The following is a 24,229-nucleotide window of genomic DNA, read 5'->3' as shown; positions in this document are numbered from 1 at the left end:
GTGTTGTTGCTGACCCAGCTTTCTCAACGCGCCCTCCGCCCTGCCGTGCAGTGACTGCACCCGCACCAGGGCGCGCGCTCCCTCTTCGTTCGGCATGACTCTCGCTCGGGGCCGGCCATCCCTGTCGTTCGGCGACAGCTGCTCATGTCCCGGCGCCCTTGGAGGACGCCCCATGTCCACAACTCCCAGCCTGCTCAAGCCTGTTGACCCCGCCGACGCGCCGCCCGAACCGGGCGCTCCGACGCGGGGCGGGTGGACGCGCCTGCGCCATGTCGCGCTGCCCTTCGGCTCGCTCCTGCTCTTCCTCGTCCTGTGGCAGCTGCTGGCGACGACCGGGACCTGGAGCGAGACACTGGTTCCGCCACCGGCCAAGGTGTGGGACGCGTTCATCGAGGTTTCCACCACGCACGGCGGCATTCGGGGGTACAACGGCACCACGCTCGTCGAGCACCTGGGCATCAGCCTGCGGCGCATCGCGCTCGGCGCCGGAATCGGCATCGCCGCCGGAGTGGTGTTCGGGCTGCTCATGGGCACCGTCGGCTGGGTGCGCTCGCTGTTCGAGCCCTGGATCACCTTTCTGCGGACGTTGCCGCCGCTGGCGTACTTCTCGCTGCTCATCATCTGGCTGGGCATCAACGAGGAACCGAAGGTCACGCTGCTGGCCGTGGCCGCCTTCCCGCCCGTCGCGGTGTCCACCACCACGGCCGTCGCGGCCGTGCCGAAGAGCCTGATCGAGGCCGCCCGTGCGCTCGGCGCGTCACGGTGGGACGTCGTCAGGGACGTCGTCGTCCCTTCCGCCCTGCCGGAGACGCTCACCGGAGTCCGGCTCGCCGTGGGGGTGGCCTACTCCTCCCTGGTCGCCGCCGAGTTGGTCAACGGCCTGCCCGGGATCGGCGGCATGGTCAAGGACGCGGCCAACTACAACAACACGCCTGTGGTGCTCGTCGGCATCATCGCCATCGGCATCTCCGGCCTGGTCATCGACGGCCTGCTCCTGCGGCTCGAACGCGCGGTCGTTCCTTGGCGCGGTCGTGCGTAGTCCCTCCCTCCCCTTCCCTCTGCACAGAAACGGCTTCGCCATGTCCCCTGCCCCTCAAGGTCCGTCCCGCCGTCTCCTCCTGGCCGGTGCCCTGGCCACCGTGTCGGCGGCCGTCACGGGCTGCTCCTCGGGCAGCGAGGCGTCGGCGTCCGGCGGCTCCAAGCAGCTGCGCATCGGCTACTTCGCCTTTCCCAGCGGCGACTTGCTCGTGAAGAACAGAAAGCTGCTGGAGAAGGCGCTGCCGGAGCACAAGATCACCTGGATCAAGTTCGACTCCGGCGCCAGTGTCAACCAGGCCTTCATCGGCAACTCGCTCGACATCGCCGCTCTGGGCTCCAGCCCGTTCGCCCGCGGGGTGTCCGGCAGCTCGCCCATTCCGTACAAGGTCGCGTGGATCCTCGACGTCGCGGGCGAGAACGAGGCCCTCGTCGCGCGCAAGGACACCGGCATCTCCGATGTCGCCGGTCTCAAGGGCAGGAAGATAGCCACTCCCTTCGCCTCCACCTCGCACTACAGCCTGCTGGCGGCCCTGAAGGCTGCCGGTCTCGGGCCGTCGGACGTCGAACTCATCGACCTCCAGCCGCAGCCCATCCTCGCCGCCTGGCAACGCGGCGACATCGACGCCGCCTATGTCTGGCTGCCGACCCTGGACGAGCTGCGCAGGACCGGCACCCAGCTCACCAGCAGCAAGGAGATCGGCGCGGCAGGGCAACCGACCCTCGATCTGGCCGTCGTATCGGACGACCTGATCGCCAGGGACCCCGAGGCGATCGACGCCTGGCGCAAGGCGGAGGCCGAGGCGCTGCGTCTGATCAAGTCCGACCCCGACGGGACGGTCAAGGCCGTCGCGGCCGAGCTCGGCATCAGTGCGGCGGATGCCAAGGCGCAGCTCTCGCAGGGGGTGTTCCTCACCCCGGAGCAAGTGGTCTCCGCCGACTGGCTGGGCGCCGACGGCAGCCCCGGCAAGCTGGCCGACTACGTCACCGACACCGCTCGGTTCCTGGCCGAACAGAAGCAGATCGGCGCCGCGCCGTCCGAAGACCTCGTCCGTAAGGCGTTCTACCTCAAGGGGCTGCCCGATGTCCTCAAGTGAGATCACCGAAGCCACGGCAGAGGTGGACACCGCGCGCGCCGGATCCGTCCGTCTCGACCATGTCACCCACCTCTACGGCCGGGGCGGCAAGGTCTTCACCGCCGTCGGGCCGGTCGATCTGACCGTCCCGGCCGGGGAGTTCCTGGTACTGGTGGGTGCCTCCGGCTGCGGCAAGAGCACACTGCTGCGGCTGATCGCCGGCTTCGAACAGCCCACGCAGGGATCGGTGCGGGTCTCCGGCACCCGGCCCCGGCCCGGCGAGGCGGCCGGTGTGGTGTTCCAGACGCCTCGGCTGTTCCCCTGGCGGACAGTGCGGGGCAACATCGACCTGGCGCTGCGGTACGCGGGTGTGCCGCGCGCCCGATGGCCCGAGCGGCGTGCGGAGCTGCTGGCCCGCGTCGGCCTCGAGGGCACCGAGAAGCGGCGCACCTGGGAGATCTCCGGAGGCCAGCAGCAACGCGTCGCCATTGCCCGTGCCCTGGCCGCCGAGAACCCGCTCCTTCTGCTCGACGAGCCGTTCGCGGCGCTGGACGCGCTGACCCGGGAACGGCTGCAGGAGGACGTCCGCCGGGTGACCGACCGAACCGGCCGGACCACGGTGTTCGTGACGCACTCGGCGGACGAGGCGGTGTTCCTCGGCTCCCGCATCGTGGTGCTGACCAAGGGCCCCGGGACGGTGGCCCTGGACCTGCCGATCACCCTGCCGCGCGGCGACATCGACGCCGAGGAGCTCCGTAACTCGGACGAGTTCGCCGAGCTGCGCGCGCAGGTCTCCCACACCGTCAAAGCCGCCGCTGCGGCCTGATCCCCGTACCCAGGAAGGGACACACTCATGAGCGTCCTCAGCGAGCGGCCCGCCGTCACCCGGCTGCCCCTCACCGCACTCGGCCCCGGCTTCGGTGCCGAGATCCACGGCATCGACCTCGGACGCCTCGACGACGACCAGATCCTCGCCCTCCGCGAAGCGCTCGTCGCGTACAAGGTGCTTTTCGTGCGCGGCCAGCACGGACTCGACGACGCCGCGCAGATCGAGTTCGGCAGACGTCTCGGGGAGGTCACCGTCGGGCACCCGGTCCACGATTCCGGTGACGTGGCCCCCGAGGTGTACTCCCTGGACAGCCAGGACAACGGATTCGCCGACGTGTGGCACACGGACGTGACGTTCGTACGGCGGCCGCCCGCGATCTCCGTCCTGCGGGCCGTGGTGCTGCCGCCCAACGGCGGCGACACCAACTGGGCCGACAGCCAGCTCGCCTACGAGTCGCTGTCTCCGGGCCTGCGGGCGTACGTCGACACGCTCACCGCCGTCCACGACGGCAGCCGCGAGTTCGGCTACTACCTCGCCCAGCACCGGCAGGGCCGGGGCAACCTGTGGGACGGGGAGGTGTTCACCGAACTGACCCCGACGGAGCACCCGGTGGTGCGGGTGCACCCCGAGAGCGGCCGCAAGGGCCTGTTCGTGAACCCCGGCTTCACCTCGCACATCGTGGGCGTCTCGGAGCACGAGAGCCGCGGCATCCTCGACATCCTGTACGCCCACCTGACCAAGCCCGAGCACGTCGTGCGGAATCGCTGGCAGCCGGGCGACGTGGCGTTGTGGGACAACCGCAGCACGGCCCACTACGCCAACCGCGACTACGGCGACCAGCATCGCGTCATGCACCGCATCACGCTGCGCGGCGACACACCGGTCGGCCCCGCCCTCACTCTCGACGTCGCGCAGGCCGGGAATCGGGGAGAGGGGCGATCGTCCGTCACACCACGCTGACCGGGTGCCGCACCGCCGCGTCGAACAGGTAGCCCTGTGTGTTGGGCACCGCGATGTCCGGCTGAGTACGGCCGGCCGTGTCCGTGGCGCGGGCCAGCAGGTGGGTGGCACCGGGAGCGTCGGGCCGCCAGCTGACGGACCAGCGGGTCCAGGTATCGGTGCGGGGCCGGTCGTGCAGGCGGGCGGGACGCCAGTTCGCCCCGCCGTCGGTGCTGACATCGACCCGGGCCACGGCCCCCGCACCCGACCACGACCGTCCGTGCAGCACATGCCGCCGCCCCGCGGTGAACGTGGCCCCGTTCGCCAGCTCGAAGGCGCTCTTCGTGGCCTGCCGGGTCAGCGGCGCGCTGCCGCCCTCCGGATGGGAGGGACCGAACAGCCGGTAGAAGGTGGTGTTCCAGGGCGAGAAGAGCGGCTGCGCGGACACCTCGATGTCGCCGACCCACTTGATCGAAGCGATCCCCACCCAGGACGGCACCAGCACCCGCACCGGGTACCCGTGGTCGTACGGGAGCGGCTCGCCGTTCATCTCGTACGCGAGCAGCACGTCGTCCAGCGCCTTGGACAGCGGCAGCGGACGGCGTACCCGGCCCAGGCTCTCGCCGCCGCTGACGTACTCGGCGTCCAGACCACGCGGCTGGATGTCCACGGCGTGCGGGGACAGTCCGGCCCGGCGCAGTACGTCGGCCAGGCGCACCCCGCGCCAGCGTGCGACGCCGATCGCGCCCAGGGTCCACGAGGTGCCGCTGACCGTCTCGCCCTGCTGGGTCGTGTAGTAGGAGCGGCCGTTCCCCGCGCACTCGACGAAGGCGGTCCGGGTGACGGCCGGCAGGGCGCGCAGATCGTCGTACCCGAACTCCACCGGCCGGTCCTCGCCGGGGGTGCCGCGCAGCCCGCTCCCCCACAGCCGCAGCCGCCAGTCGCCGGCCTTCAGCACGGGGGTGGCGGTGTGGTTGCGTACGAAGAACAGCTCGTTGGGGGTGTGGTGACCGGTGCCGCGCAGCGCCTCCCAGCGGGTCTCGGCGTTGGTGCCGCGCTGGATGAACCACTCGGGCGGCAGGGGCTTGACGATCGGTGCGTCGGCGGCATGGGCGGGCCGCGTGGCGCCGAGTGCGGTCCCGGCGGCGGTGGCGGCGAGCAGGGTGAGCAGCCGACGGCGCGTGACCCCGTCGGCCCTGGCCTCACCGGCGAGCCACTGGCGCAGCCTTCGGCGGTCGTAGTCGGTTTCGTGGCGGTGACCGGCGGGGGCGGGAGAAGGCATGGCGGGTCCTCGTCATGTGGGGCGAAGGAGCACGACAGGGGCGCTACAGCACAACGGGTATGTGCGGCGCGGCCGTTGACGGAGTCGTCAGGGGCGCGCGATCAGCCGGTCGCCCGACACAGCGCGGCGGCCACCCGGACGAGGTCCACGGCGCGGCGGCGGGTCAGAGGCTCCGACAACGGCATGGCGGGATGCAAGCACGTGGGTCGGAGGGTGTCAACGGAGCGTCCTCGTCCGGCCGATCTGGTGCGTCGCCGCCCGTGTGTGGTTACCTGACCCCATGACCGTGCTCGTGACCCGCCGCCACGTCGATTACGTGCGTGTCACCACCACGGGCTGTTCCGCCGTGAGCTGACGCCTCGCTCCGGCTTCCGACCCGCGTTTCCTCCACCGCATCACACTGACCGCTGCCCTGCGCGAGTACGGGCGCGGCTGCCTGTCCGGCGGTGTCCTCACACTTGCCGTCTTCTCCGCCCTCAGCATCTCCCGACCATCAGCGCCGAGTTCCGCAGGAGCACACATGACCGTCCAGGACGCCCCCACCGGCATCGACGCCTTCGCCGCCGCATGGGAGGCATGGCATCAGCGGAGGGACTCCGCGCTCGCCCATGAACACGGATTCCTCGCCGTCACCGGCCTGCACTGGCCGTCCACCGACCCCCAGCGCTTCCCCGGCGCACCCGGCACCTGGTCGACGGGCGACGACGGCGTCACCGTCGTGCTCGAGGAGGGGGAGGAACTCGTCATCGACGGGACCGCGGTGCACGGACGGCACACGTTCGGTGTCATCCCGGAACGCGGTGGCATCACCGCCGTCTGGGGCGATGCGGTGATCGAGATCGCCAAGCGCGGCGGCCACGACGTGATCCGGCCACGGCACCCGGAGCATCCGCTGCGTACCGAGTTCGCCGGAACACCTGCGTACGCGCCCGACCCGCGCTGGGTGGTCGCCGGCACCTTCACGCCATTCCCGGAGCCACGGCCGACCACCGTGGGCGCCGCCGTCGAAGGGCTGCGGCACGTCTACGACGCACCCGGCAGGATCCGCTTCCGGATCGACGGCCGGACGCTGGGCCTGACCGCGTTCAACGGGCCCACCCCGGGCAGCCTCATGGTGCTGTTCACCGACGCGACCTCCGGCGTGACCACGTACGCGGCCAATCGCGCCCTGCAGATCGACGCACCCGGACCCGACGGCACCGTGGTGCTGGACTTCAACCGTGCCACCAACCTTCCGTGCGCCTACACCGACTTCGCGACCTGCCCGCTGCCGCCCGGCGAGAACCGGCTCCCGGTCGCGATCGAGGCCGGTGAGCAGATCCCGCACGAGCGGAAGCCGGTCGCTCGGTGAGCTCCTCGCCCCTCCCCCGGATCCGCTCGCTGTCGTTCCTGACGCCGGGCAACTACACGGATGACGACCCGTACGCGGGTCTCGAGGCCACTCTCCGGCTGTTCGAGTACGGCGAGCGCACGGGGTTCGACGGTGCCTGGGTGCGGCAGCGGCACCTGGAGCACGGAGTGTCCTCGGCGGCGGTGTTCCTCGCCGCCGCGGGCCAGCGCACCGAGCACATCGAGCTGGGCACAGCGGTGATCCCGATCGGGTACGAGAACCCGTTCCGGCTCGCCGAGGACCTCGCACTCGCCGATGCGCTCTCCCGCGGGCGGCTGCAGGTCGGTTTCAGCACGGGAATGCCGCATGCGGAGCTGATGGCCCATCTCGTCCATGACGGCGACTGGCGAACCCTCGATCTGTCGTACGGCCGTATCGCCCGGGTGCGCGAACATCTGCGCGGACGCCCTCTGGGCAGTGCGGACACCGTCATCCAGACGCCGGGCGGCGCCCAGCGGCCCCGTCTTCAGCCGTACAGCACCGGCCTGGTCGACCGCACCTGGTACGGAGCCGGCAGCCTGCGATCGGCACGCTGGGCGGGCGAACAGGGGCTGAGCATGCTCAGCGGGAACATCGTCGCCGGCGAGGGCACCGACGACTTCCGCACCGCGCAGTCGGCACTGATCCACGAGTACCGTCGCCTGCTCGGGCGGGAACGACCGGGACGGGTGGCGATCGGCCGGGTGATCGTGCCCTTCGACAGCGCGGATGCGGTGACCCGTCGGCGCTACCGCGCCTACGCGGCGAGCCGCCACGAGCGGACCCTCGCACCGCAGGGCGCCAAACGCACCCTGTTCGCCCCCGATGTGGTGGGGACGTCGGAGGAGATCCTGGAGCTGCTGAGCTCCGACGCCGCGCTCGCGGAGGTGTCGGAGCTGCGCCTGGAACTGCCGTACGAGTTCGAACCGGGCGACTACGAGCAGATCCTGCACGATGTGCGCCATCACATCGCGCCCCGGCTGGGCTGGCGGCCTGCCCGGGACCACGGTCGACACATCGTCGCCCCGTCGCAGGCGGCAGGATGACTCCGTGCTCGTCGTGATCGGCGGTCTGCCCGCCGCCGGAAAGACCACGCTGGCCCGCCTGCTGGCGGCGCAGATCGGCGCGGTCCACCTGCGCGTCGACACCATCGAACAGGCACTGGCCCTCTCCGGCCTGGCCCGGCATCCGGTAGGTCCGGCGGGCTACGTCGTCGGGTACGCCCTGGCCGAGGAGCATCTGCGGCAGGGGCTGACCGTGATCGCGGAGTCGGTGAACCCGCTGGCGGTGACGCGGGACGCCTGGCGTGGTGCGGCCGCACGGGCGGGTGTGCGTTGCGTCGAGGTGGAGGTCGTCTGTTCCGATCCGGTCGAGCACCGGCGGCGGGTGACGTCGAGGTCGGTCGACATCCCGGACCTGCCGCTGCCCGACTGGCAGCAGATCCTCGACCGGGAGTACGAGCCGTGGGACCGGGACCGGGTCGTCGTCGACACCGCGGGACAGGATCCTGCCGCGTCGTCGGCCCTACTGCTGAGAGCCGTGTCGTCGGCGGCCGCCGGTGAATCCGGCTAGCGAGGCCCGGGCTTCACGAGGATCGGTGCCCGTCGGCCGGGACGAGCGCCGAGCGCGGCTCCGGCCCGCGGCCCATCTGCCCAGGCCCGCACGCAGGTCCTCCCGGGGTTCACGCGGCCGTTGACCCGCGGCAGCGGGAACTCCAGCGAGGTCAGGGCGACAGGAGCGTCCCCCGGCGCCTCGGGTCCGCGCGGACGTCCACCAGCAGGACCCCGTCGGCGAGTTCGCGGGTCCGTCGGGTCACGAGCTTCGGCGCCTCGCACACCTCGTCCGCGGTCACTCCGCCTTCACCTCGTGCGATGCTCCGGACTGCGGACCAGCAGGATGGGAGAACGGCGGCGCAGGGTGAAGCCGATGGACTCGTACAGCCGGATCGCCTGCACGTTGCCGGCTGCGGCGTGCAGAAACGGGACGTCGCCGCGGGCGCGGATGCCCGCCGCGACGGCGCGCACCAGGCGAGTGCCCAGACCGCGGCCGCGGTGCTCCGGGTCGGTGCAGACGGCGCTGATCTCCGTCCAGCCGGGCGGCCGGATCCGCTCGCCGGCCATGGCGATCAGCCGCCCCTGGTCCCGGATGCCGAGATAGGTGCCCAGTTCGACGGTGCGCTTCAGGAAGGGGCCCGGTTTGGTGCGGGCGACCAGGTCGAGGATCTCGGGGACGTCGTCGGGTCCGAGTCGTACCGCTTCCGGCGCGGGCCGGGCACGTAGCGCGGTGTCGACGAACTGGACTCCCAGACCACCACCGACGACATCCCATCCGGACGGGACCTCTTCGACCGGCTTGACCCGTACGACGGTTCCGGGGCCGACGAGCGCGCGCAGGTCGGCCCAGGCGGCCGGGTCGGCCGGATCGGCGAGGGCGGCGAAGTCGTAGACGTCGGCGGGGTAGCGGGCGGCACGGCCGAGCCGTTCGGCGAAGGGGGCGTGCGGGCCGGCCAGTGCGGCCCAGACCGCGTTGTCCAGGGGATGCGTGCTCGGGTCGGCCAGGGCTTCGCCACCACGAACGTCGATCGAATGTGCCACGAAGGCATGTCTAGCAGGCAGTTCAGGGGTGGATCATTGCAGCGGCATGAATTTCTGGCTCGCCGTTAGGCCGGCTCCGGCCGGACGATTGTGAACGCTGTGCTTCACTCCCGTGTCGGGCAGTTCAGAAGATGAGACGTATGCGCAAGCGACATTGACGTGGCTGGTTTTCGCTGCGACTCTCTTGGCTGTGAGCCATTCCGAGAAACTAGCCGCGCGCCTGCACGTCGACTTGCGACGCCAGGCCAGCGCCATCTGTGCCGTCGGCTTCTGAGCCCCGGACGGGCATCTCTCACGCGCTCCGTTTTCATATTCAACTGTCGCGTCATCCGCTGCTGCCGTAGACGCTGAACTCCTCGTGGCTCTTTCCGACGAGGTCCCTCTTCCGCCGTCCGTCGCGGCTTCGCGTGCCGTCCTGTTCAAGAACCGCACGCGGGCCTGACCATGGGCGGATTTCCCCATTCCCTTGAACAGGACCCTTTCATGGCCACTACGGCATCGAACCGACGTCAGTTCCTTTCCCTGCTCGGTCTTTCGGCGGTGGCCGTGAGCTGCGGTACGACCGCCGGCGCCTCGTCCGGCAAGGGCGGGACCAAGACGCTGCGGTATCAGGGCTGGGCGGGCCAGGTCACCCTGCCGGAGCTGGCCGAGGACCTCGGCTATCTGGAGGACGTGAAGCTGGACTGGGTCGGCAACACCATCAGCGGGCCGCAGGACATCCAGTCCGCGGCGACGGGCCAGGTCGACTTCGGCGGCGCGTTCAACGGAGCGGTCGTCAAACTCGCCGCGAACAACGCCCCCATCAAGGCCGTCATCAGCTACTACGGCGCCGACAAGTACGCCTACAACGGCTTCTACGTCCTCAAGGACAGCCCCATCCGCTCGGCCCGGGACCTCATCGGCAAGAAGATCGGGATGAACACCCTCGGAGCCCACTCCGAGGCCATGCTCGACATCTACCTCCAGCGGGGCGGCCTGTCGCAGTCGGACATCGGCAAGGCCGAGCCCCTGGTCGTCCCGCCGGTCAACACCGAGCAGACCCTGCGCCAGAAGCAGATCGACGTGGCCGTACTCGGCGGCCTCCTGCGCGACAAGGCCCTGGCCACCGGAGGCATCCGCCCGCTGTTCACCGACTATCAGCTGCTGGGCGCGTTCAGCGCCGGCACCTACGTGATGACCGACCGGTTCCTCAACCAGAACCCCGACACCGCGCGCATCTTCGTCACCGGCATCGGAAAGGCCATCGACTGGTCCCGTGCCACTCCCCGCGAGGAAGTCATCGCCCGGATGACCGACATCGTGAAAAAGCGTGGCCGCAACGAGGACCCCGCACCCCTGAAGTACTGGCAGTCCTTCGGAGTCGCCGAGAAGGCGGGCCGTATCACCGGGAAAGAACTCAAGCTGTGGGTCGACTGGCTGACCGAGCGCGGCGACATCAAGAAGGACCAGGTCACGTTGTCGGACCTCTACACCAACAAGTTCAACGCCAGCGGGAGCTGACCCCATGCCGGAATCCACCACACCCAAGATCGAATTCGAGAACATCACGAAGGAATTCACCGTCAAGGACCGGAAGGGGACTCGGCAAACGACCCGGTTCACCGCCCTCGACGGAATCGATCTGCGGATAGCGGACGGCGAATTCATCGTCCTCGTCGGTCCCAGCGGCTGCGGAAAGTCGACCCTGCTGGATCTGCTCGGCGGCCTCACCCGGCCCACCGGCGGACGCATCCTGCTCGACGGGCGGCCTGTCACCGGGCCCGGCCTGGACCGCGGCATCGTCTTCCAGCAGTACGCACTGCTGCCCTGGCGCACAGCGCAGGGCAACGTCGAGTTCGGCCTGGAAGCCACCGGCGTCCCGCGACGCCAACGCGCCCAGCGCGCTCGGGAGTTCCTCGATCTCGTCGGCCTCACCGGCTTCGAGGACCGCCACCCGCACGAGCTGTCGGGCGGGATGCGGCAGCGCGTGGCGATCGCCCGCAGCCTCGCCTACGACCCCGATGTGCTGCTGATGGACGAGCCGTTCGCCGCGCTGGACGCCCAGACCCGCGAGTCGCTCCAGGACGAGCTGCTGCGCATCTGGCAGCGCACCGGCAAGACCGTCGTCTTCATCACCCACGGCATCGACGAGGCCGTCTACCTCGGACAGCGCGTCGCAGTCATGACCTCCAGGCCGGGCCGCATCAAGCAGATCGTGCCGGTCGCCCTCGGCTCCCGGGACGCGACGGACGACCTGCGCTCCAGCCCCGAGTTCGCACACCACCGCCACGAGATCTGGTCGCTGCTGCACGACGAGGTCGCCAGGGCCCAGCAATTGGAGAAGGAGGCCGCTGCCGCATGAGCCCCACAACCGGAACGACCGCCGTGGACACCACGACGTCGGACGCTGTGAGCACCATCGGGCCCGCCCCGGCCCCTTCCTCTGCCGAGTCCGCTGCCCCGTCCGCTGCGTCCGCACCGGGGGGCGCATCGCCGGGGACGCGGCGACACCTTCGCTCCACGGCTGCCCGTCTCCGCCGGGTGACCCACCGGCTGCCGAGTCTGCTGGTGAGCGGAGCCACCAAGTCCGCGGCGATAGTGGCCCTGCTGCTGCTCTGGGAGACCGCGCCGCGCCTGGGGCTGGTCGACCGCACGTTCCTGCCGCCGTTCAGCGAGGTCGCCCGCGCCTGGTGGGAACTGGCCGTCGACGGCCAGCTCGCCGACAACGCCCGTGCCAGCCTGGTGCGTTCGCTCAGCGGGTTCGGGCTCGCCGTGCTCGTCGCCGTGCCGCTCGGTCTGCTGATCGGCTGGTACCGGCCGGTGGCCGACTTCCTCGGCCCGCTGCTGGAGGTCTTCCGCAACACCGCGGCGCTGGCCCTGCTGCCGGTGTTCGTACTACTGCTGGGCATCGGCGAGACCTCGAAGATCTCCATCGTGCTCTACGCGTGCACCTGGCCCATCCTGCTCAACACCATCAGCGCGGTCCGCGGTGTCGACCCGACCCTGCTGAAGCTGGCGAAGTCGATGGACCTGTCCGCGCCCAGGCTGTTCCAGAAGGTCATCCTGCCGTCCGCCGTACCGGTCGTCTTCACCGGCATCCGACTGGCCGGGGCGGTCTCCATCCTCGTGCTCGTCGCCGCCGAGATGATCGGCGCCAAGGCAGGCCTGGGCTATCTGATCAACGCCTCGCAGTACAACTTCGCCATCCCGCAGATGTACGCGGGCATCGTCACCATCTCCGCCATCGGAGTGGCCTTCAACCAGCTTCTGGTCGCGGTGGAACGACGGCTCAGCACCTGGCGCCTCCCGGCCGACGGCTGACCTCGGACCGCTCTCCCGCCTCTCAGTCCCACGCTCCCGATCCGAGGAACCTCATGACCGCGACCAGCCCCAGACGCCTGCATCTCAACGCCTTCCTGATGAACGCCGGCCACCACGACGCCGCCTGGCGCCACCCCCGTACCCAACCCGAACGGGTCACCGATCTGCGCTACTTCCAGCAGCTCGCCCGGACCGCCGAGCGAGGCCTGTTCGACTCCGTCTTCCTCGCCGACGGTCTCGCCCTGTGGGGGAAGGTCCGGCACAACGCCCTCGGCGGCTTCGAACCGCTCACGCTGCTGTCGGCCCTGGCGGCGGTCACCGACCACGTCGGCCTGATCGCCACCGTCTCCACCACCTTCAACGAGCCCTTTCACACCGCCCGCAAGTTCGCCTCCCTGGACCACATCAGCGGCGGCCGGGCCGGCTGGAACATCGTCACCTCCGGCACCGTGAACGAGGCCCGCAACTTCGGGCAGGACGAGCACCTGGAGCACCGGCTGCGCTACGAGCGGGCGCGGGAGTTCGTCGAGGTGGCCACCAAGCTGTGGGACAGCTGGGAGGACGACGCGATCGTGCTCGACCGGGAGCGCGGCGTCTACGCCGACACCGCCAAGGTGCGGGAGATCAACCACCGCGGGGAGTACTTCGGGGTGCAGGGACCGCTCAACGTCCCCCGCACCCCGCAGGGTTACCCACTGCTGGTGCAGGCAGGCTCGTCGGAGGACGGCAAGGAGTTCGCCGCCCAGCACGCCGAAGCCGTCTTCACCGCCCAGCAGACCCTCGCCGACGGCCAGGCCTTCTACAAGGATCTCAAGTCACGGCTCGTCCGCCACGGCCGCACCGAGGACCAGCTGCTGGTGCTGCCGGGCATCGCTCCGGTCATCGGCTCGACGGAGGCCGAAGCCCGCGCGCTGGAACAGGAGCTGACGGAGCTGCAGGTGCCCGAGTACGGGCTCACCCAGCTGTCCGCGATGCTCGGCACCGATCTGACCGGGCTGCCGTTGGACGGGCCGCTGCCCGAGCTGCCCGAGGAGCGGGACATCAACGGCAACAAGAGCCGTTTCACGCTCGTCGCCGAACTCGCGCGCCGCGACGGCCTCACCCTGCGCGAACTCATCGCCCGCCTCGGTGCGGGCCGTGGTCATCGGGTGTTCGCCGGCACTCCGGAGCAGGTGGCCGACCAGCTCGAGGAGTGGTTCACGCAGGGCGCCGCGGACGGCTTCAACATCATGCCGCCCCATCTGCCGGGCGGTCTGGAGGACTTCGTCGACCACGTCGTACCGATCCTGCAGCGGCGCGGCCTGTTCCGCACCGAATACACCGGCAGCACCCTGCGCGAGCACTACGGCCTGCCCCGCCCCGCCAACCGGCTGGTCGCGGCGGCCGTGGGAGAAGGGCGGTCCGTATGACCGGGCTGGAACTCACCACCGACGTCCTGGTCGTCGGCGGCGGCCCCGCAGCCACCTGGGCCGCGCTCAAGGCGGCTCAGGACGGGGCGGACGTCGTCCTCGCCGACAAGGGTTACTGCGGCACCAGCGGCGCGACCGCCTCCGCCGGAACCGGAGTCTGGTACGTCGCCCCGGAGCCCGCCGCGCGGGAGGCCGCCATGGCGAGCAGAGAGGCACTGGGCGGATATCTGGCCGACCGGCGCTGGATGACCCGGGTGCTGGACCAGACGTACGCGGGCGTGAACGAGCTGGCGGCCGCCGGACGCTACCCGTTCCCCACAGGGCCGGACGGGAAGCAGCTCAGGAACGGCCTTCAGGGTCCGGAGTACATGCGCAGGATGCGTATCCGCGTCCAGCGCGCCGGGGTACGCGTCCTCGACCACAGCCCCGTCACCGAGCTGCTCACCGACCCCTCAGGGGCGATCGCCGGAGCCAGAGGTCACCGGCGCCAGGCCGGGCAGCCGTACCGGGTACGCGCCGGCGCGGTCGTCCTGGCCACGGGCGGCTGCGCGTTCCTCAGCGGCGCGCTCGGCTGCAACGTCAACACCGGCGACGGAGCGCTGTTCGCCGCCGAGGCGGGCGCGGAGCTGTCCGGAATGGAGTTCTCCAACGCCTACGGCATCGCGCCCGAGGGGACCTCCGTCACCAAGACAGCCTTCTACTCCTTCGCGACCTTCTACCACGAGGACGGCACGGTCCTGGAGGGCGCGGCCAGCCAGGGCGGCCGGTCCGTGATCGCGAAGGCGCTGCTCAGCGAGAGGGTGTACTGCCGCCTGGACCGGGCCGACGCCGCGGCCCGGAAGGCGATGCGACTGGCCCAGCCCAACTTCTTCCTCACGTTCGACCGGCTCGGCATCGACCCGTTCACCCAGCTCTTCGCCGTCACGCTCCTCGCCGAGGGCACCGTGCGCGGTACCGGCGGGATCCGTATCACCGGCGACGACTGCTCCACCACGGTGCCCGGGCTGTACGCGGCCGGAGACGCGGCGACCCGCGAGCTGATCTGCGGCGGCTTCACCGGCGGCGGCAGCCACAACGCCGCCTGGGCCATCGCCTCCGGCACCTGGGCGGGCCGAGGCGCGTCCCGCCATGCCCGCACGCTCGGCGGCCGTGCCGGTACCAGGCGCCTGGTGGCAGCGGGCGGAGCGGGGCTCCGGCCCACCGGGACCCCGGGTCCGGCCGACGGCTTCCGTGCGATCGTCGCCGCGGTCCAGGGCGAGGTGCTCCCGTACGAGAAGAACTATCTGCGCCACGGCGACCGGCTCACCGCCTCGATGAGGGTGCTCGACCGTGTGTGGGAGGAGTCGCGTGCCGCCCTGCACGCCGGGAGCGGGGACACCGTCCGGGCCAGGCAGGCAGCGGCCATGGCGGCGCATGCCCGCTGGATGTACGCCTCGGCGCTGGCGCGCACCGAAACCCGCGGTATGGCCAAACGGCTCGACCACCCGGCGCAGGACCCCGAGCAGCATCACCGCATCGTCACGGGTGGTCTCGACCGGGTGTGGACCCGCACCGAGCCCCTGTCGGCCGCACCGCCGGCACCGCTGGAGGTGGCCTCGTGATCGAACTGGTCTCGGCGGAGCGCTGCATCACCTGCGACAAGTGCGTCAAGGTCTGCCCGACCAACGTCTTCGACCGCGGCGACGACGGCATTCCCGTGCTCGCCCGCCGCGACGACTGCCAGACCTGCTTCCAGTGCGAGGCGAACTGCCCGGCCGACGCGCTGTACGTGGCACCCCTGACCAGCCCGCTGGCCGACGACTCCACCGCGCGGGACGAGGAGAACCTGGACCGCGCCGGCCTGCTCGGCAGCTACCGCCGGCACATCGGCTGGGGGCAGGGCCGCACGCCCGGCGCGCTCCGGGCCGTCGGCCCTTCCCTCGGGCCTCCCGGATCCATGGGAGCTTCTCCGCCCATCACTTCCTGACGACCCGCCCGCTGATGACCTCTACCTGGTCACTTCCCGAAAGGAACACCCGCCCATGACCACCAGCACCGGCTTCGACATCCGCAGGATCGGCGGCCGCATCGGCGCCGAGATCCACGGCGTGGACCTCTCCGGCGACCTCGACCCCACCCTCGTCACCGAGATCAACTCCGCCCTCCTGGAGCACAAGGCACTCGTCTTCCGCGACCAGAACCTCGACGACGCGGGCCAGCTCCGCTTCGCCTCGCTCTTCGGCGAGCTGACCACCGCGCATCCCACCGTGCCCTCCGTCGAAGGCCGGCCCCAGATCCTGCCCGTCGACGGCGACGAAGGCATCCGCGCCAACCGGTGGCACACGGACGTCACCTTCGTCCGCACCCCGCCCAAGGCCTCCACGCTGCGCAGCATCGTCGTCCCGCCTTACGGCGGCAACACCCTCATCGCCAACTCGGCCGCCGCCTACCGGGACCTGCCCGAGCCCCTGCGCGAGCTGGCCGACAAGCTGTGGGCCGTCCACACCAACGACTACGACTACGCCGCCCCGAAGAGCGAGAAGGCCGCCGAACACCGCAAGCGGTTCGTCTCCCGCAAGTACCGCACCGCCCACCCGGTCGTCCGCGTCCACCCGGAAACCGGCGAACGCGGCCTGTTCATCGGCGGCTTCGCCCACAGCATCGTCGGCCTCGGCCCCTCCGACTCCCGCGACCTGCTGCGCCTCTTCCAGGCGTACGTCACCCGCCCGGAGAACATCGTGCGCGTCACTTGGACACCCGGCGACCTGGTCCTCTTCGACAACCGCATCACCCAGCACTACGCCCCCGACGACTACGGCGACCTCCCCCGCCTCCTCCACCGCGTCACCGTCGCCGGCGACGTCCCCGCCGGCGTCGACGGCACCCTCAGCCACGTCGTCGAGGGAGACGACGCCTCCCACTACACACCCACGGTGGCCTGAAGGTGAGTGCCGAAACGTCTGATCCTTCAGGGCGCCCCTAACGCCGCTGGTTTCCGATGGTGACGATGCCCTTCGATCTGGCGCCGGTCCTGTTGTCGTAGAGGACATCGCCGGTGGACATCTTCCAGATCTTGATGCGGAAGGTGTCCGGGCCGTCGGTGGCGGTGATCCTGAAGGCGTAGCCGCCCTTGCCGCCCACCGTGCCGGTGCCCTGGTAGACGGCCTGGGAGTCGTGCACCACGAGCCAGTCGGAGCCGGTCGAGCGGAAGGTGAGTCGGGCCGGGCCGAAGACGAATGTGGCCTTGCCGGTGGGAACGGTGGCTCCCTTCCGGTACTCGGCGCCCAGGGTGAACGCCGCCTTTCCGGTCAGCCCAGGCCTGGCCGGGTAGGCACCGGCGGGAGAAGTGATCGTGCCAGCACCGGCAGCGGGCCCGGCGGCACGGTCGTAGACGATCAGCTCCGCGAGTGTGGTGCTGTCCGTGCCCTCGTCGTCGGTGACCGTGACGACAGGTCGGTGGATGCCCGCGTCGTCGTAGACGTGTGAGGCGCGGCAGCCGGAGCCGGTGACCGTGCCGGTCGTCGGCCGGCTGCCGTCCTTCCAGTCGACCGTGCAGGTGTGGCGGTCGGCCGTGCCCGGGTCGTCGAAGGAGGCCGTGACCACGGCGGTTTTGCCCGCCGGGAGGGGCGAGCCGGGGCCCTTGGCCGAGGTGATCGTCGGGTCGGCGTTGGAGACCTTGACGGTCGCCGTGTCGGTGCCGCGTCCGCCGGTCAGGGTGATCTGAAAGGTGCCGTTGTCTGTGCAGGTGAGGGTCGTTCGGGCCGCCGCCGGGTCCTTGACGGCGCACGGGGCACCGTCCTGCACCGTCCACTTGGGGGCGCCGGCCCCGGAGACGGTGCCGGCGAGTGTGATCGCCTCGCCCTCGGTACCGGTGGCGTCCGGCCCGGCGTGGACGACGGTGACCGGGTCGATGCCCCCGAGGGTCGGGACGACCTTCTTGATCAGGCCGTCGGAGTCGAACTCCAGCTTGTCGATGGTGGTTTCGCGGTGGGTGCCGTCACCGCCGGGGATGGCGAAGCGGTGGTAGGCGATGTACCAGTCGTCGGTGTTCGGGACGTGGACGACGGAGTGGTGGCCCGGGCCCTTGATGCCCAGGGACAGGTCCTTCTCCAGGATCACGCCCTGCTTGGTCCACGGGCCGGTGGGCGAGGGGCCGGTCGCGTAGGCGACGCGGTAGTTCTCGTCCCGGGTGTCGTTCTCCGACCACATGAAGTAGTAGGTGCCCTTGCGCTTGATGACGAAGGTGCCCTCGTTGTAGCCGCTGGGGGTGATGTCCTTGACCTGTGAGGTGTCGATGGAGGTCATGTCGTCGCCCAGCGGGACGACGTAGGCGCGGCCGTTGCCCCAGTAGAGGTATTTCTTGCCGTCGTCGTCGGTGAAGACCGCCGGGTCGATCATCTGGCCGCGGAAGTCCCCGGCCTTCAGCAGGGGCTTGCCCAGGGCGTCCTTGAACGGCCCGGTGGGCGAGTGGGACACCGCGACGCCGATGTTCGCGTCGGCGCAGAAGTAGAAGTAGTACTTCCCGTCCTTCTCGGTCATCGCCGGCGCCCAGGCCCGGCTGTCGGCCCAGCTGACGTCCGGCCCAAGGTCGAGGATGATGCCGTGGTCCTTCCAGTGGACCAGGTCCGTGGAGGAGTAGGCCTTGAACTGTGTGCCGCTCCAGCCCTCGAAGCCGTCGGTCGTCGGGTAGATGTAGAAGGTGTCGCCGAAGCGCTCGATGTTCGGGTCGGCGTTCAGACCCGGCAGGACCGGGGTCTTCATGATCAGCGCCGAGACCTTCCAGGTGCGTTTCTTGCCGTCCGACCCCGTGACCTCGTACGTCACCGGCCGGGTGAAGTCACGCACGCTGCCGGAGGCGGGGCTGATCGTCGCGCCCTCGGCGAGCGTGAACTCCGGCGCCAGCGCGGTGAGATCGGTGCCCGCCTTCATCGGCAGGGTGATCGTTCCTTCGGCGTTGTCGACGATCGCGTCGACCTTGAGCGCCGGGTGCGTCGCCTTGGCGATGCCCGCCGTGTTGCCGCTGAGTTCCATGACCTCGGCGCCGCTGAGGGCACGGTCGTAGAGGCGGAAGTCGTCGACCTCGCCGCCGAAGTAGGGGTCTGCCGAGTACAGGGAGCGCCCGATGTAGCCGCTGTGGTCCTTGGCCGCGTCGTACAGCTCCGACGGCTTGATGGTGGTCGTGGTGCGGGCCGCCTCGACACCGTCGGCGTAGAGGACCATCGTGCCGGTGGAGCCGTCCAGCGTCACCGTCACGTGCCGCCACTGGCCGGGCGTGAGCTGCGAGCCCGCCGTCAGCTTCGACTCCGCCGACCAACTCGCCTTGGTGATGGCCGAGTAGAGGCTGGAGCCGCCGTTGGACGGGGTGGCGAACAGGTACTTGTCACTGTCGGGCCCGAGCCCGAACAGCCACTGGAAGCTGCTGCCGCCCTTCCACTTGGCGTACGTCGACACCGTCACGCTGTCGGCGTTCTTCAGCACACCGTTCGGGATCCTCACGTACGGCGAGCTCGACGAGTCGCCGGACATCTTGAACGAGCCGCCGTCGACACCGGTGCCGAAGTCGGGCGTGCGGACGTAGGTGCCGTGGTAGCCGTGCCCGCTGGAGTCACGGGCGATGCTGCCGCTCGTCTCATCGAAGTCGTAGTGCAGGAGCAGATCGGCGGGGACGTCCGGCCCCTCCTCGGACACGGTGACCTCGGCCCGGACGGGGATGGCGGCGCCGTCCGGCAGGCTGCCGGTCACGGTGAAGGTGCCGGCCTGGGCGTACTTCGACGCCGGTACGTCCTCCCAGGTGACCGCGACGGGGCGCTTGACGCCGTCGGCGTACTCGGCGATCACCGTGGCCGGCAGGACCGGGGCGTCGCCGACCCGGGTTTTGACCGACACGTCCTCGACGCTCTTCACGATCTGGTCCGGCTGGTAGGCGCGCAGCAGCCGGTCGTACTCGGCCTGGGTGACGGGCAGCACGGTGCCGTGCCGGGGCTTGGCGGGCAGGTCGTAGCCGGTGGAGGGGGTCCAGGTGCCGGAGTCGAGGTCGGTCGTCTCGAAGGGGATGTAGCCGCGGCCACCGAACTCGTCGAGGAACGCGTACCACTTCTCCTCGGTGTTGGACTTGAACACCAGCGGTCCTTCGGCGGCGTTCATCGCGCCCTTGCCGATGCCCTCGGCGACCGGGGTCCAGGACGGGTTCAGGATGGAGTCGCTCTTCTCCTCGAAGATGAACTTGCTGTTGGGGGTGGAGGAGGTGTTGTTCCGCTCGTCCTTGGACAGGCGGTAGTACGTGCCGTCGTGCCGGATCATCGTGGAGTCGATGACCGAGTAGCCGCGGTCGATCCAGACCTTGGGTTCGCTGAAGGTGTGGAAGTCGCGGGTGGTGGCGTACATCATACGGTTGTACGTGTCGCCGGAGTGGTCGGCGTTGTCGTACAGCTTCGACGCCCAGAAGACGACGTACTCGCCGCGCTCGGCGTCGTAGAACGCCTCCGGTGCCCAGGTGTTGCCGGCGCTGTCGGGTGAGACCTTGACCAGGCGCTGGTTCGTCCAGTGCACCAGGTCGGTGGACTCCCAGACCATGATGGACTTGCTGCCGGTGCGCTGGGAGGCGTCCCAGTCGCCGTTGCCGTAGATCCTGAGGTCGGTGGCGATCTGGTAGAACTTGTCGCCCTCCGGGGAGCGGATGATGAACGGGTCGCGCAGGCCCTTCTCGCCGAGCGTGGAGGTGAGGACCGGCTTGCCGTCGTTCAGTTCGCGCCAGTGCAGCGGGTCGTTGCCCTTGCTGAGGGCGGCGTAGAGCTGTTCGCCGTCCGAGGTGCCTTCGCCGGTGAAGTAGCTGAACATATAGCCCTTGAGGGCCGCCTCGGCGGGCAGTTCGGGCACCTTGGCCGTCATGACGCGCGTGGCCTTGGCCTCGCCCTTGGTGACGGTGGCGGTCAGCTCGACGGTGGTGGCGCCGTCGCCGTGCGCGGGACGGTGGACCTCGCCGCCGGCGGAGACGACGTCCGGCTTCGCGGAGGACCAGGTGACGGCCGTGCCGTACTTGCCGCTCTCGGGCAGAGTGAGGTTGCCGCGCGCGTCGTCGAGGTTGTGGACCGTGAGCGCCTCGGCGGCCTCGCGGGCGGCGGCGTCGTCGTCGAGCGCGGGCCGGACCGTGATGTCGAAGGTCTTGGTGCCGGTCACGGTGCCCTTGTTCAGGGTCGCCGTGAGCGTGGCGCGGCCGTCCGGTGAACCGGCCTCGGGGCGGGTCACCTTGCCGGTGTCCGACACCACGGACGGGTTGTCGCTGTCCCAGCTGATGGAGGAGCCACCGGCCGGGCCGGTCTTCGGCAGGTCCAGGTCGGAGGTGACGCCGCTGGTGTCACCGAGGCTGAGGGCGTCCTTGTCGTCGGCGACGCCCTGTGTGGCGACGGGGAGGGAGAGCTGCTCGACCTCCGAGCCGTCCAGTGCCCTGTCGTACACACGGAAGTCGCGTATCCGGCCCTTGAAGAGCTTGTCGCCGTCGTAGACGGACTTGCCGATGTAGTTGGCCTTGGTGGTGCCGGAGCCGATGGCGCCGGGCGTGGTAGTGACCGAGGTGTTGCGGCCGGCCTCGACGCCGTCCTCGTAGAGCACGCCCGTGGAGCCGGTCTGGGCGTAGGTGATGTGCTTCCACACGCCGCGGGTCAGGTTGTGGGAGTCGGACGGCTTGGTGGTCTGCTCGGTCGACCAGTTGCCCGTCGCGACGGAGGTGCGGAAGGAGTTGCCTGTGGTGAACAGGTAGCCGTTGCCGCTGCCCGCGCTGGTGTTGCCGAAGCCGTAGAGGAAGTAGGGCGTGCTCTGGGCGGAGTCGATCAGTACGTCCATGGAGACGGTGATCGAGTCCATGCCCTTCATGACGTCGTCCGGCACCTTGATGTAGGTGTCGGACCCGTTGAAGGCGAGCCCCTGGCCGGCTGCCGACCAGTCGGCGGTGCCGCTGACCGTGCCGTTCCGGCCGTTGCCGGAGGCGTCGGTCACGGTGCCGCCTGACCCTGCGTCCAGCTTGTACCACAGGGCCAGGCCGTCGGTGATGTCCGCGGCTTCGGCCGCCGGTGCCGCCCGTCCCGCCGGTTCCGCTTGGGCGGAAGCGGTGGGTCCGGCGAGGGTGAGCAGCATCGACGCGGCGGTCAGTCCGGCGAGATGGCCCGCCCAACGTCTCGCGCGGCTGCGAAGTAGTGCGCATCGAGCGACGTGCGTCATGTCGAGGTTCCCTGCTGAGGCATGGCTGATGACGGGCAAGGCGGAACGCAGAACGAGGAGCCGACGAAGCGACGGCAAGCTCTTGCCGTGGGCCTGCCGTTACACGCAGGTGACGTGTGTTGCGAGAGTCTCAGCCGACGCCCAGGGCAGCGTCAATAGGTTTCGAACAATGTCCGACAGGCCGAACACATCCGTCCTTCTCGCGATGGCACTAGAACATGGTGTTGTCGTTCTTGGAGGTGGGCGGGATGACCTGGAGGACATCCCAGTGCTCGACGATCTTGCCGCCCGCGTCGAAGCGGAAGATGTCGATGCCCGCGTACTCCTCTTCGGGCCAGATCTGGTGGCAGTGCAGGATGACGTGGTCGCCTTCGGCAAAGGCGCGCTTGAATTCGACGCGCTTGCCGGGATACTCGGCGGCCATGCGTTCGAAGTAGTCGATGAACGCCTGCTTGCCGTCGGCGACGTGCGGGTTGTGCTGGATGTAGGTGTCTCCGGCGAACTGGTCGATGGCCTCGGCAGGACGGCACTGGTTGAACATCAGGTGGTAGAAGGCTTTGGCCGTGGCCTTGTTCTTCTCGCGGTCCGTCATGGTTCCTCCGTAGGGTCGGGCGTCGGGTGCGGCGCGATGAGTGCGTCAGAACAGGCCGTTGGAGTGCGGGAGTTCCGCGGGCACGGGGGCTACGACGTCCCAGTGCTCCACGATCTTGCCGTCCTGGACGCGGAAGAGGTCGTAGTAGGCGACGGGAACACCGAACTCGCCCTCCGACTGGAGCAGTACGAGGTCGCCATCGGCGATGACCTGGTGGACCGTCTTGTACCTTCTCGGCGAACTCCCTCACCAGTGCGCGGTTGGCCTCGGTCTTGTCCAGGTCGGCCGGCTCGGTGGGGCCGTCGGTCTGGGAGCGGCCGGAGGCGGTGTCCTCGACCAGCGGGGTCAGGGCGTCCCAGTGCTCGGCGAGCTTGCCGTCGGCGTCAGGGCCACGAGAGCCGGCGGCCGGTCGGCGCCGCGGGCTGCAGCGACCCAGCGGTCCACCGCGCTCGGGTCCTTCTTTCCGAACAGCTCGGCGGCTGCGGTCAGGACGGTTTTCTTGGTGCTGCTCATGACGGTTCTCCTTGCTTACTGCTTTCCGACACCGGCCCCACTTCGAACGGGCCGACACCTTCAAGTTATGGGCCATGAACAGGGCAGATCGGATACGCTGACGACTCGCCATGGTCAAAAAGCGACACGATGCCGATCGCGGCATCCCGGAGATCCCCTTCGCCGCGCCCGTCGGCACCCCGGCCGGCGTGGAGGTGCTGTCCCTCGACGACCTGCGCCACCGAGTCCCGCCAGAGCGGCTCGCGGCCCCTCAGCGCCCGGACTTCCACCACCTGATCACCCTCACCGACGGGGCCCTGGGCCACACCGTCGACTTCACCGCCTACGCCCTCGACCCGGGCTCCTGGCTGTGGGTACGACCCGGACAGGTCCAGCAATGGGGGGACCTCACCGACGCCGAGGGCACTCTCATCCTGTTCCGCCAGGACTTCCTCGACCCGGCCACCACGCACGGCGCTCGCACGGAAGACCCGTACGGCCCGATCCTGCGACGCCCCCTGCCCGACGACGAAGCGGCTCTGCGACTGGCCGTAGACCACCTCGCCAGCGAGTTCCACGCCCTCGGACAGCTGCCCCTCGAGATCCACACCGCGGCACTGCGCCATCTGCTCGCGGTCCTCGTCCTGAGGCTGGCGCACCTCACCGCGCCCGCCGGTGGTCCCGCGCCCGAACCCGACGCCACGTATCTGCGTTTCCGCGATGCCGTGGAGAAGGACTTCGCGCGCACCCGCCGAGTGGAGGACTACGCCGAAACGCTCGGCTACTCGGCACGCACCCTCTCCCGCGCCACGCTCACCGCCGCCGGCCTGGGCGCCAAGGAATTCATCGACCGCCGCGTCGTCCTGGAGGCCAAGCGCCTCCTCGCCCACAGCGACCAGAGCGCCGCCCGTATCGCGGACCGCCTCGGCTTCTCCAGCGCGACGCACTTCAGCAAGTACTTCCACCATCACACCGGCCAGACCCCGATCGCCTTCCGCGACACGGTCCGCGGGCACACCGCGAGGTGAAACGCGTCCTATGGAATCGGGCGATTGCTTTCTCTCGGCAGCGCGAAATGGTTGCCCTGTCTACAACCTCGTTCTTGGATACCGTGGTTCT

21 protein-coding genes and 1 pseudogene are annotated in these 24,229 nt (G+C 69.9%); 15 read left to right on the top strand and 7 right to left on the bottom strand.

Annotated features, from left to right (window positions below; all coding sequences use genetic code 11):
* Window positions 1-172 precede the first annotated feature (172 nt).
* Genes ACFT32_RS09840 through ACFT32_RS09825 form a run of 4 tightly spaced genes read left to right on the top strand, consistent with a single transcriptional unit; the run spans window position 173 to window position 3,900 of the window.
* Window positions 173-1,039 carry an ABC transporter permease gene (locus ACFT32_RS09840; protein WP_382487722.1) on the top strand — a complete coding sequence of 289 codons (867 nt, stop codon included), beginning with the start codon at window positions 173-175 and terminating at the stop codon, window positions 1,037-1,039.
* A 40-nt stretch (window positions 1,040-1,079) separates the two neighbouring features.
* Window positions 1,080-2,132, top strand: a complete 1,053-nt coding sequence (locus ACFT32_RS09835) for an ABC transporter substrate-binding protein (RefSeq protein ID WP_382487720.1) — start codon at window positions 1,080-1,082, stop codon at window positions 2,130-2,132.
* Window positions 2,119-2,937 carry an ABC transporter ATP-binding protein gene (locus ACFT32_RS09830; protein ID WP_382487718.1) on the top strand — a complete coding sequence of 273 codons (819 nt, stop codon included), beginning with the start codon at window positions 2,119-2,121 and terminating at the stop codon, window positions 2,935-2,937. The genes ACFT32_RS09835 and ACFT32_RS09830 overlap by 14 nt, the downstream gene beginning before the upstream one ends.
* Before the next feature lie 27 nt (window positions 2,938-2,964).
* Complete coding sequence (locus tag ACFT32_RS09825) at window positions 2,965-3,900, top strand: TauD/TfdA dioxygenase family protein (RefSeq protein ID WP_382487716.1); 936 nt, start codon at window positions 2,965-2,967, stop codon at window positions 3,898-3,900.
* On the opposite strand, the gene ACFT32_RS09820 is transcribed toward ACFT32_RS09825, so the two are convergent.
* Entirely contained in the window at window positions 3,887-5,161 is a 1,275-nt protein-coding gene (locus tag ACFT32_RS09820; protein WP_382487715.1) for a sulfite oxidase, read from the bottom strand. The genes ACFT32_RS09825 and ACFT32_RS09820 overlap by 14 nt on opposite strands.
* 520 nt (window positions 5,162-5,681) lie before the next feature.
* Between ACFT32_RS09820 and ACFT32_RS09815 the strand changes: the two genes are divergently transcribed.
* The 3 genes from ACFT32_RS09815 to ACFT32_RS09805 are packed head-to-tail and all read left to right on the top strand — an operon-like array spanning window position 5,682 to window position 8,102.
* Window positions 5,682-6,512 carry a DUF1684 domain-containing protein gene (locus ACFT32_RS09815; protein WP_382487713.1) on the top strand — a complete coding sequence of 277 codons (831 nt, stop codon included), beginning with the start codon at window positions 5,682-5,684 and terminating at the stop codon, window positions 6,510-6,512.
* Complete coding sequence (locus ACFT32_RS09810; protein ID WP_382487711.1) at window positions 6,509-7,576, top strand: LLM class flavin-dependent oxidoreductase; 1,068 nt, start codon at window positions 6,509-6,511, stop codon at window positions 7,574-7,576. Before ACFT32_RS09815 ends, ACFT32_RS09810 begins: the two co-directional genes overlap by 4 nt.
* A gap of 4 nt (window positions 7,577-7,580) precedes the next feature.
* On the top strand, window positions 7,581-8,102 hold the full coding sequence (locus ACFT32_RS09805; protein ID WP_382487709.1) for an AAA family ATPase: 522 nt from the start codon (window positions 7,581-7,583) through the stop codon (window positions 8,100-8,102).
* Window positions 8,103-8,253: 151 nt separating this feature from the next.
* On the opposite strand, the gene ACFT32_RS09800 is transcribed toward ACFT32_RS09805, so the two are convergent.
* Both ACFT32_RS09800 and ACFT32_RS09795 read right to left on the bottom strand, forming a co-directional pair.
* The gene (locus tag ACFT32_RS09800; protein ID WP_382487708.1) at window positions 8,254-8,382 is read right to left on the bottom strand and encodes a hypothetical protein; all 129 of its coding nucleotides are present in this window, start codon (window positions 8,380-8,382) and stop codon (window positions 8,254-8,256) included.
* Window positions 8,383-8,389: 7 nt separating this feature from the next.
* Entirely contained in the window at window positions 8,390-9,124 is a 735-nt protein-coding gene (locus tag ACFT32_RS09795; RefSeq protein ID WP_382487706.1) for a GNAT family N-acetyltransferase, read from the bottom strand.
* Window positions 9,125-9,607: 483 nt separating this feature from the next.
* Between ACFT32_RS09795 and ACFT32_RS09790 the strand changes: the two genes are divergently transcribed.
* The 7 genes from ACFT32_RS09790 to ACFT32_RS09760 are packed head-to-tail and all read left to right on the top strand — an operon-like array spanning window position 9,608 to window position 16,754.
* On the top strand, window positions 9,608-10,624 hold the full coding sequence (locus ACFT32_RS09790) for an ABC transporter substrate-binding protein (RefSeq protein WP_382487704.1): 1,017 nt from the start codon (window positions 9,608-9,610) through the stop codon (window positions 10,622-10,624).
* A 4-nt stretch (window positions 10,625-10,628) separates the two neighbouring features.
* A complete protein-coding gene (locus tag ACFT32_RS09785) occupies window positions 10,629-11,465 on the top strand; it encodes an ABC transporter ATP-binding protein (RefSeq protein ID WP_382487702.1) in 837 nt (278 codons plus the stop codon).
* Window positions 11,462-12,424 (top strand): ABC transporter permease, encoded by a 963-nt coding sequence (locus tag ACFT32_RS09780; protein ID WP_382487700.1) that lies wholly within the window; start codon window positions 11,462-11,464, stop codon window positions 12,422-12,424. Before ACFT32_RS09785 ends, ACFT32_RS09780 begins: the two co-directional genes overlap by 4 nt.
* Window positions 12,425-12,477: 53 nt before the next feature.
* Window positions 12,478-13,833: an LLM class flavin-dependent oxidoreductase gene (locus ACFT32_RS09775; RefSeq protein ID WP_382487699.1), complete on the top strand. Its 1,356-nt coding sequence runs from the start codon at window positions 12,478-12,480 to the stop codon at window positions 13,831-13,833.
* Window positions 13,830-15,434: an FAD-dependent oxidoreductase gene (locus ACFT32_RS09770; protein ID WP_382487697.1), complete on the top strand. Its 1,605-nt coding sequence runs from the start codon at window positions 13,830-13,832 to the stop codon at window positions 15,432-15,434. Before ACFT32_RS09775 ends, ACFT32_RS09770 begins: the two co-directional genes overlap by 4 nt.
* Window positions 15,431-15,799, top strand: a complete 369-nt coding sequence (locus ACFT32_RS09765) for a 4Fe-4S dicluster domain-containing protein (RefSeq protein WP_382487695.1) — start codon at window positions 15,431-15,433, stop codon at window positions 15,797-15,799. Before ACFT32_RS09770 ends, ACFT32_RS09765 begins: the two co-directional genes overlap by 4 nt.
* 55 nt (window positions 15,800-15,854) lie before the next feature.
* Window positions 15,855-16,754, top strand: a complete 900-nt coding sequence (locus tag ACFT32_RS09760) for a TauD/TfdA dioxygenase family protein (protein WP_382487693.1) — start codon at window positions 15,855-15,857, stop codon at window positions 16,752-16,754.
* 37 nt (window positions 16,755-16,791) lie between these two features.
* Here ACFT32_RS09760 and ACFT32_RS09755 read toward each other — a convergent pair whose 3' ends face one another.
* From ACFT32_RS09755 to ACFT32_RS09740, 4 genes and pseudogenes are all read right to left on the bottom strand, one after another.
* Window positions 16,792-22,026 (bottom strand): family 43 glycosylhydrolase, encoded by a 5,235-nt coding sequence (locus ACFT32_RS09755; RefSeq protein ID WP_382487691.1) that lies wholly within the window; start codon window positions 22,024-22,026, stop codon window positions 16,792-16,794.
* Between the two features lie 211 nt (window positions 22,027-22,237).
* Entirely contained in the window at window positions 22,238-22,618 is a 381-nt protein-coding gene (locus ACFT32_RS09750) for a nuclear transport factor 2 family protein (RefSeq protein ID WP_382487689.1), read from the bottom strand.
* 45 nt (window positions 22,619-22,663) lie between these two features.
* Window positions 22,664-22,828 (bottom strand): annotated as a pseudogene (locus tag ACFT32_RS09745) (hypothetical protein); the annotation flags it as partial.
* A gap of 135 nt (window positions 22,829-22,963) precedes the next feature.
* On the bottom strand, window positions 22,964-23,131 hold the full coding sequence (locus ACFT32_RS09740; RefSeq protein ID WP_382487687.1) for a hypothetical protein: 168 nt from the start codon (window positions 23,129-23,131) through the stop codon (window positions 22,964-22,966).
* A 110-nt stretch (window positions 23,132-23,241) separates the two neighbouring features.
* Between ACFT32_RS09740 and ACFT32_RS09735 the strand changes: the two genes are divergently transcribed.
* Window positions 23,242-24,138 (top strand): helix-turn-helix domain-containing protein, encoded by an 897-nt coding sequence (locus ACFT32_RS09735; protein WP_382487685.1) that lies wholly within the window; start codon window positions 23,242-23,244, stop codon window positions 24,136-24,138.
* The last annotated feature ends 91 nt before the right edge of the window (window positions 24,139-24,229 follow it).

The organism is Streptomyces sp. NPDC057002, assembly GCF_042673825.1.
GTDB lineage: Bacteria > Actinomycetota > Actinomycetes > Streptomycetales > Streptomycetaceae > Streptomyces.
Note: the sequence above shows the minus strand (reverse complement) of the source record. Positions and strands in the feature narration are given on the sequence as shown.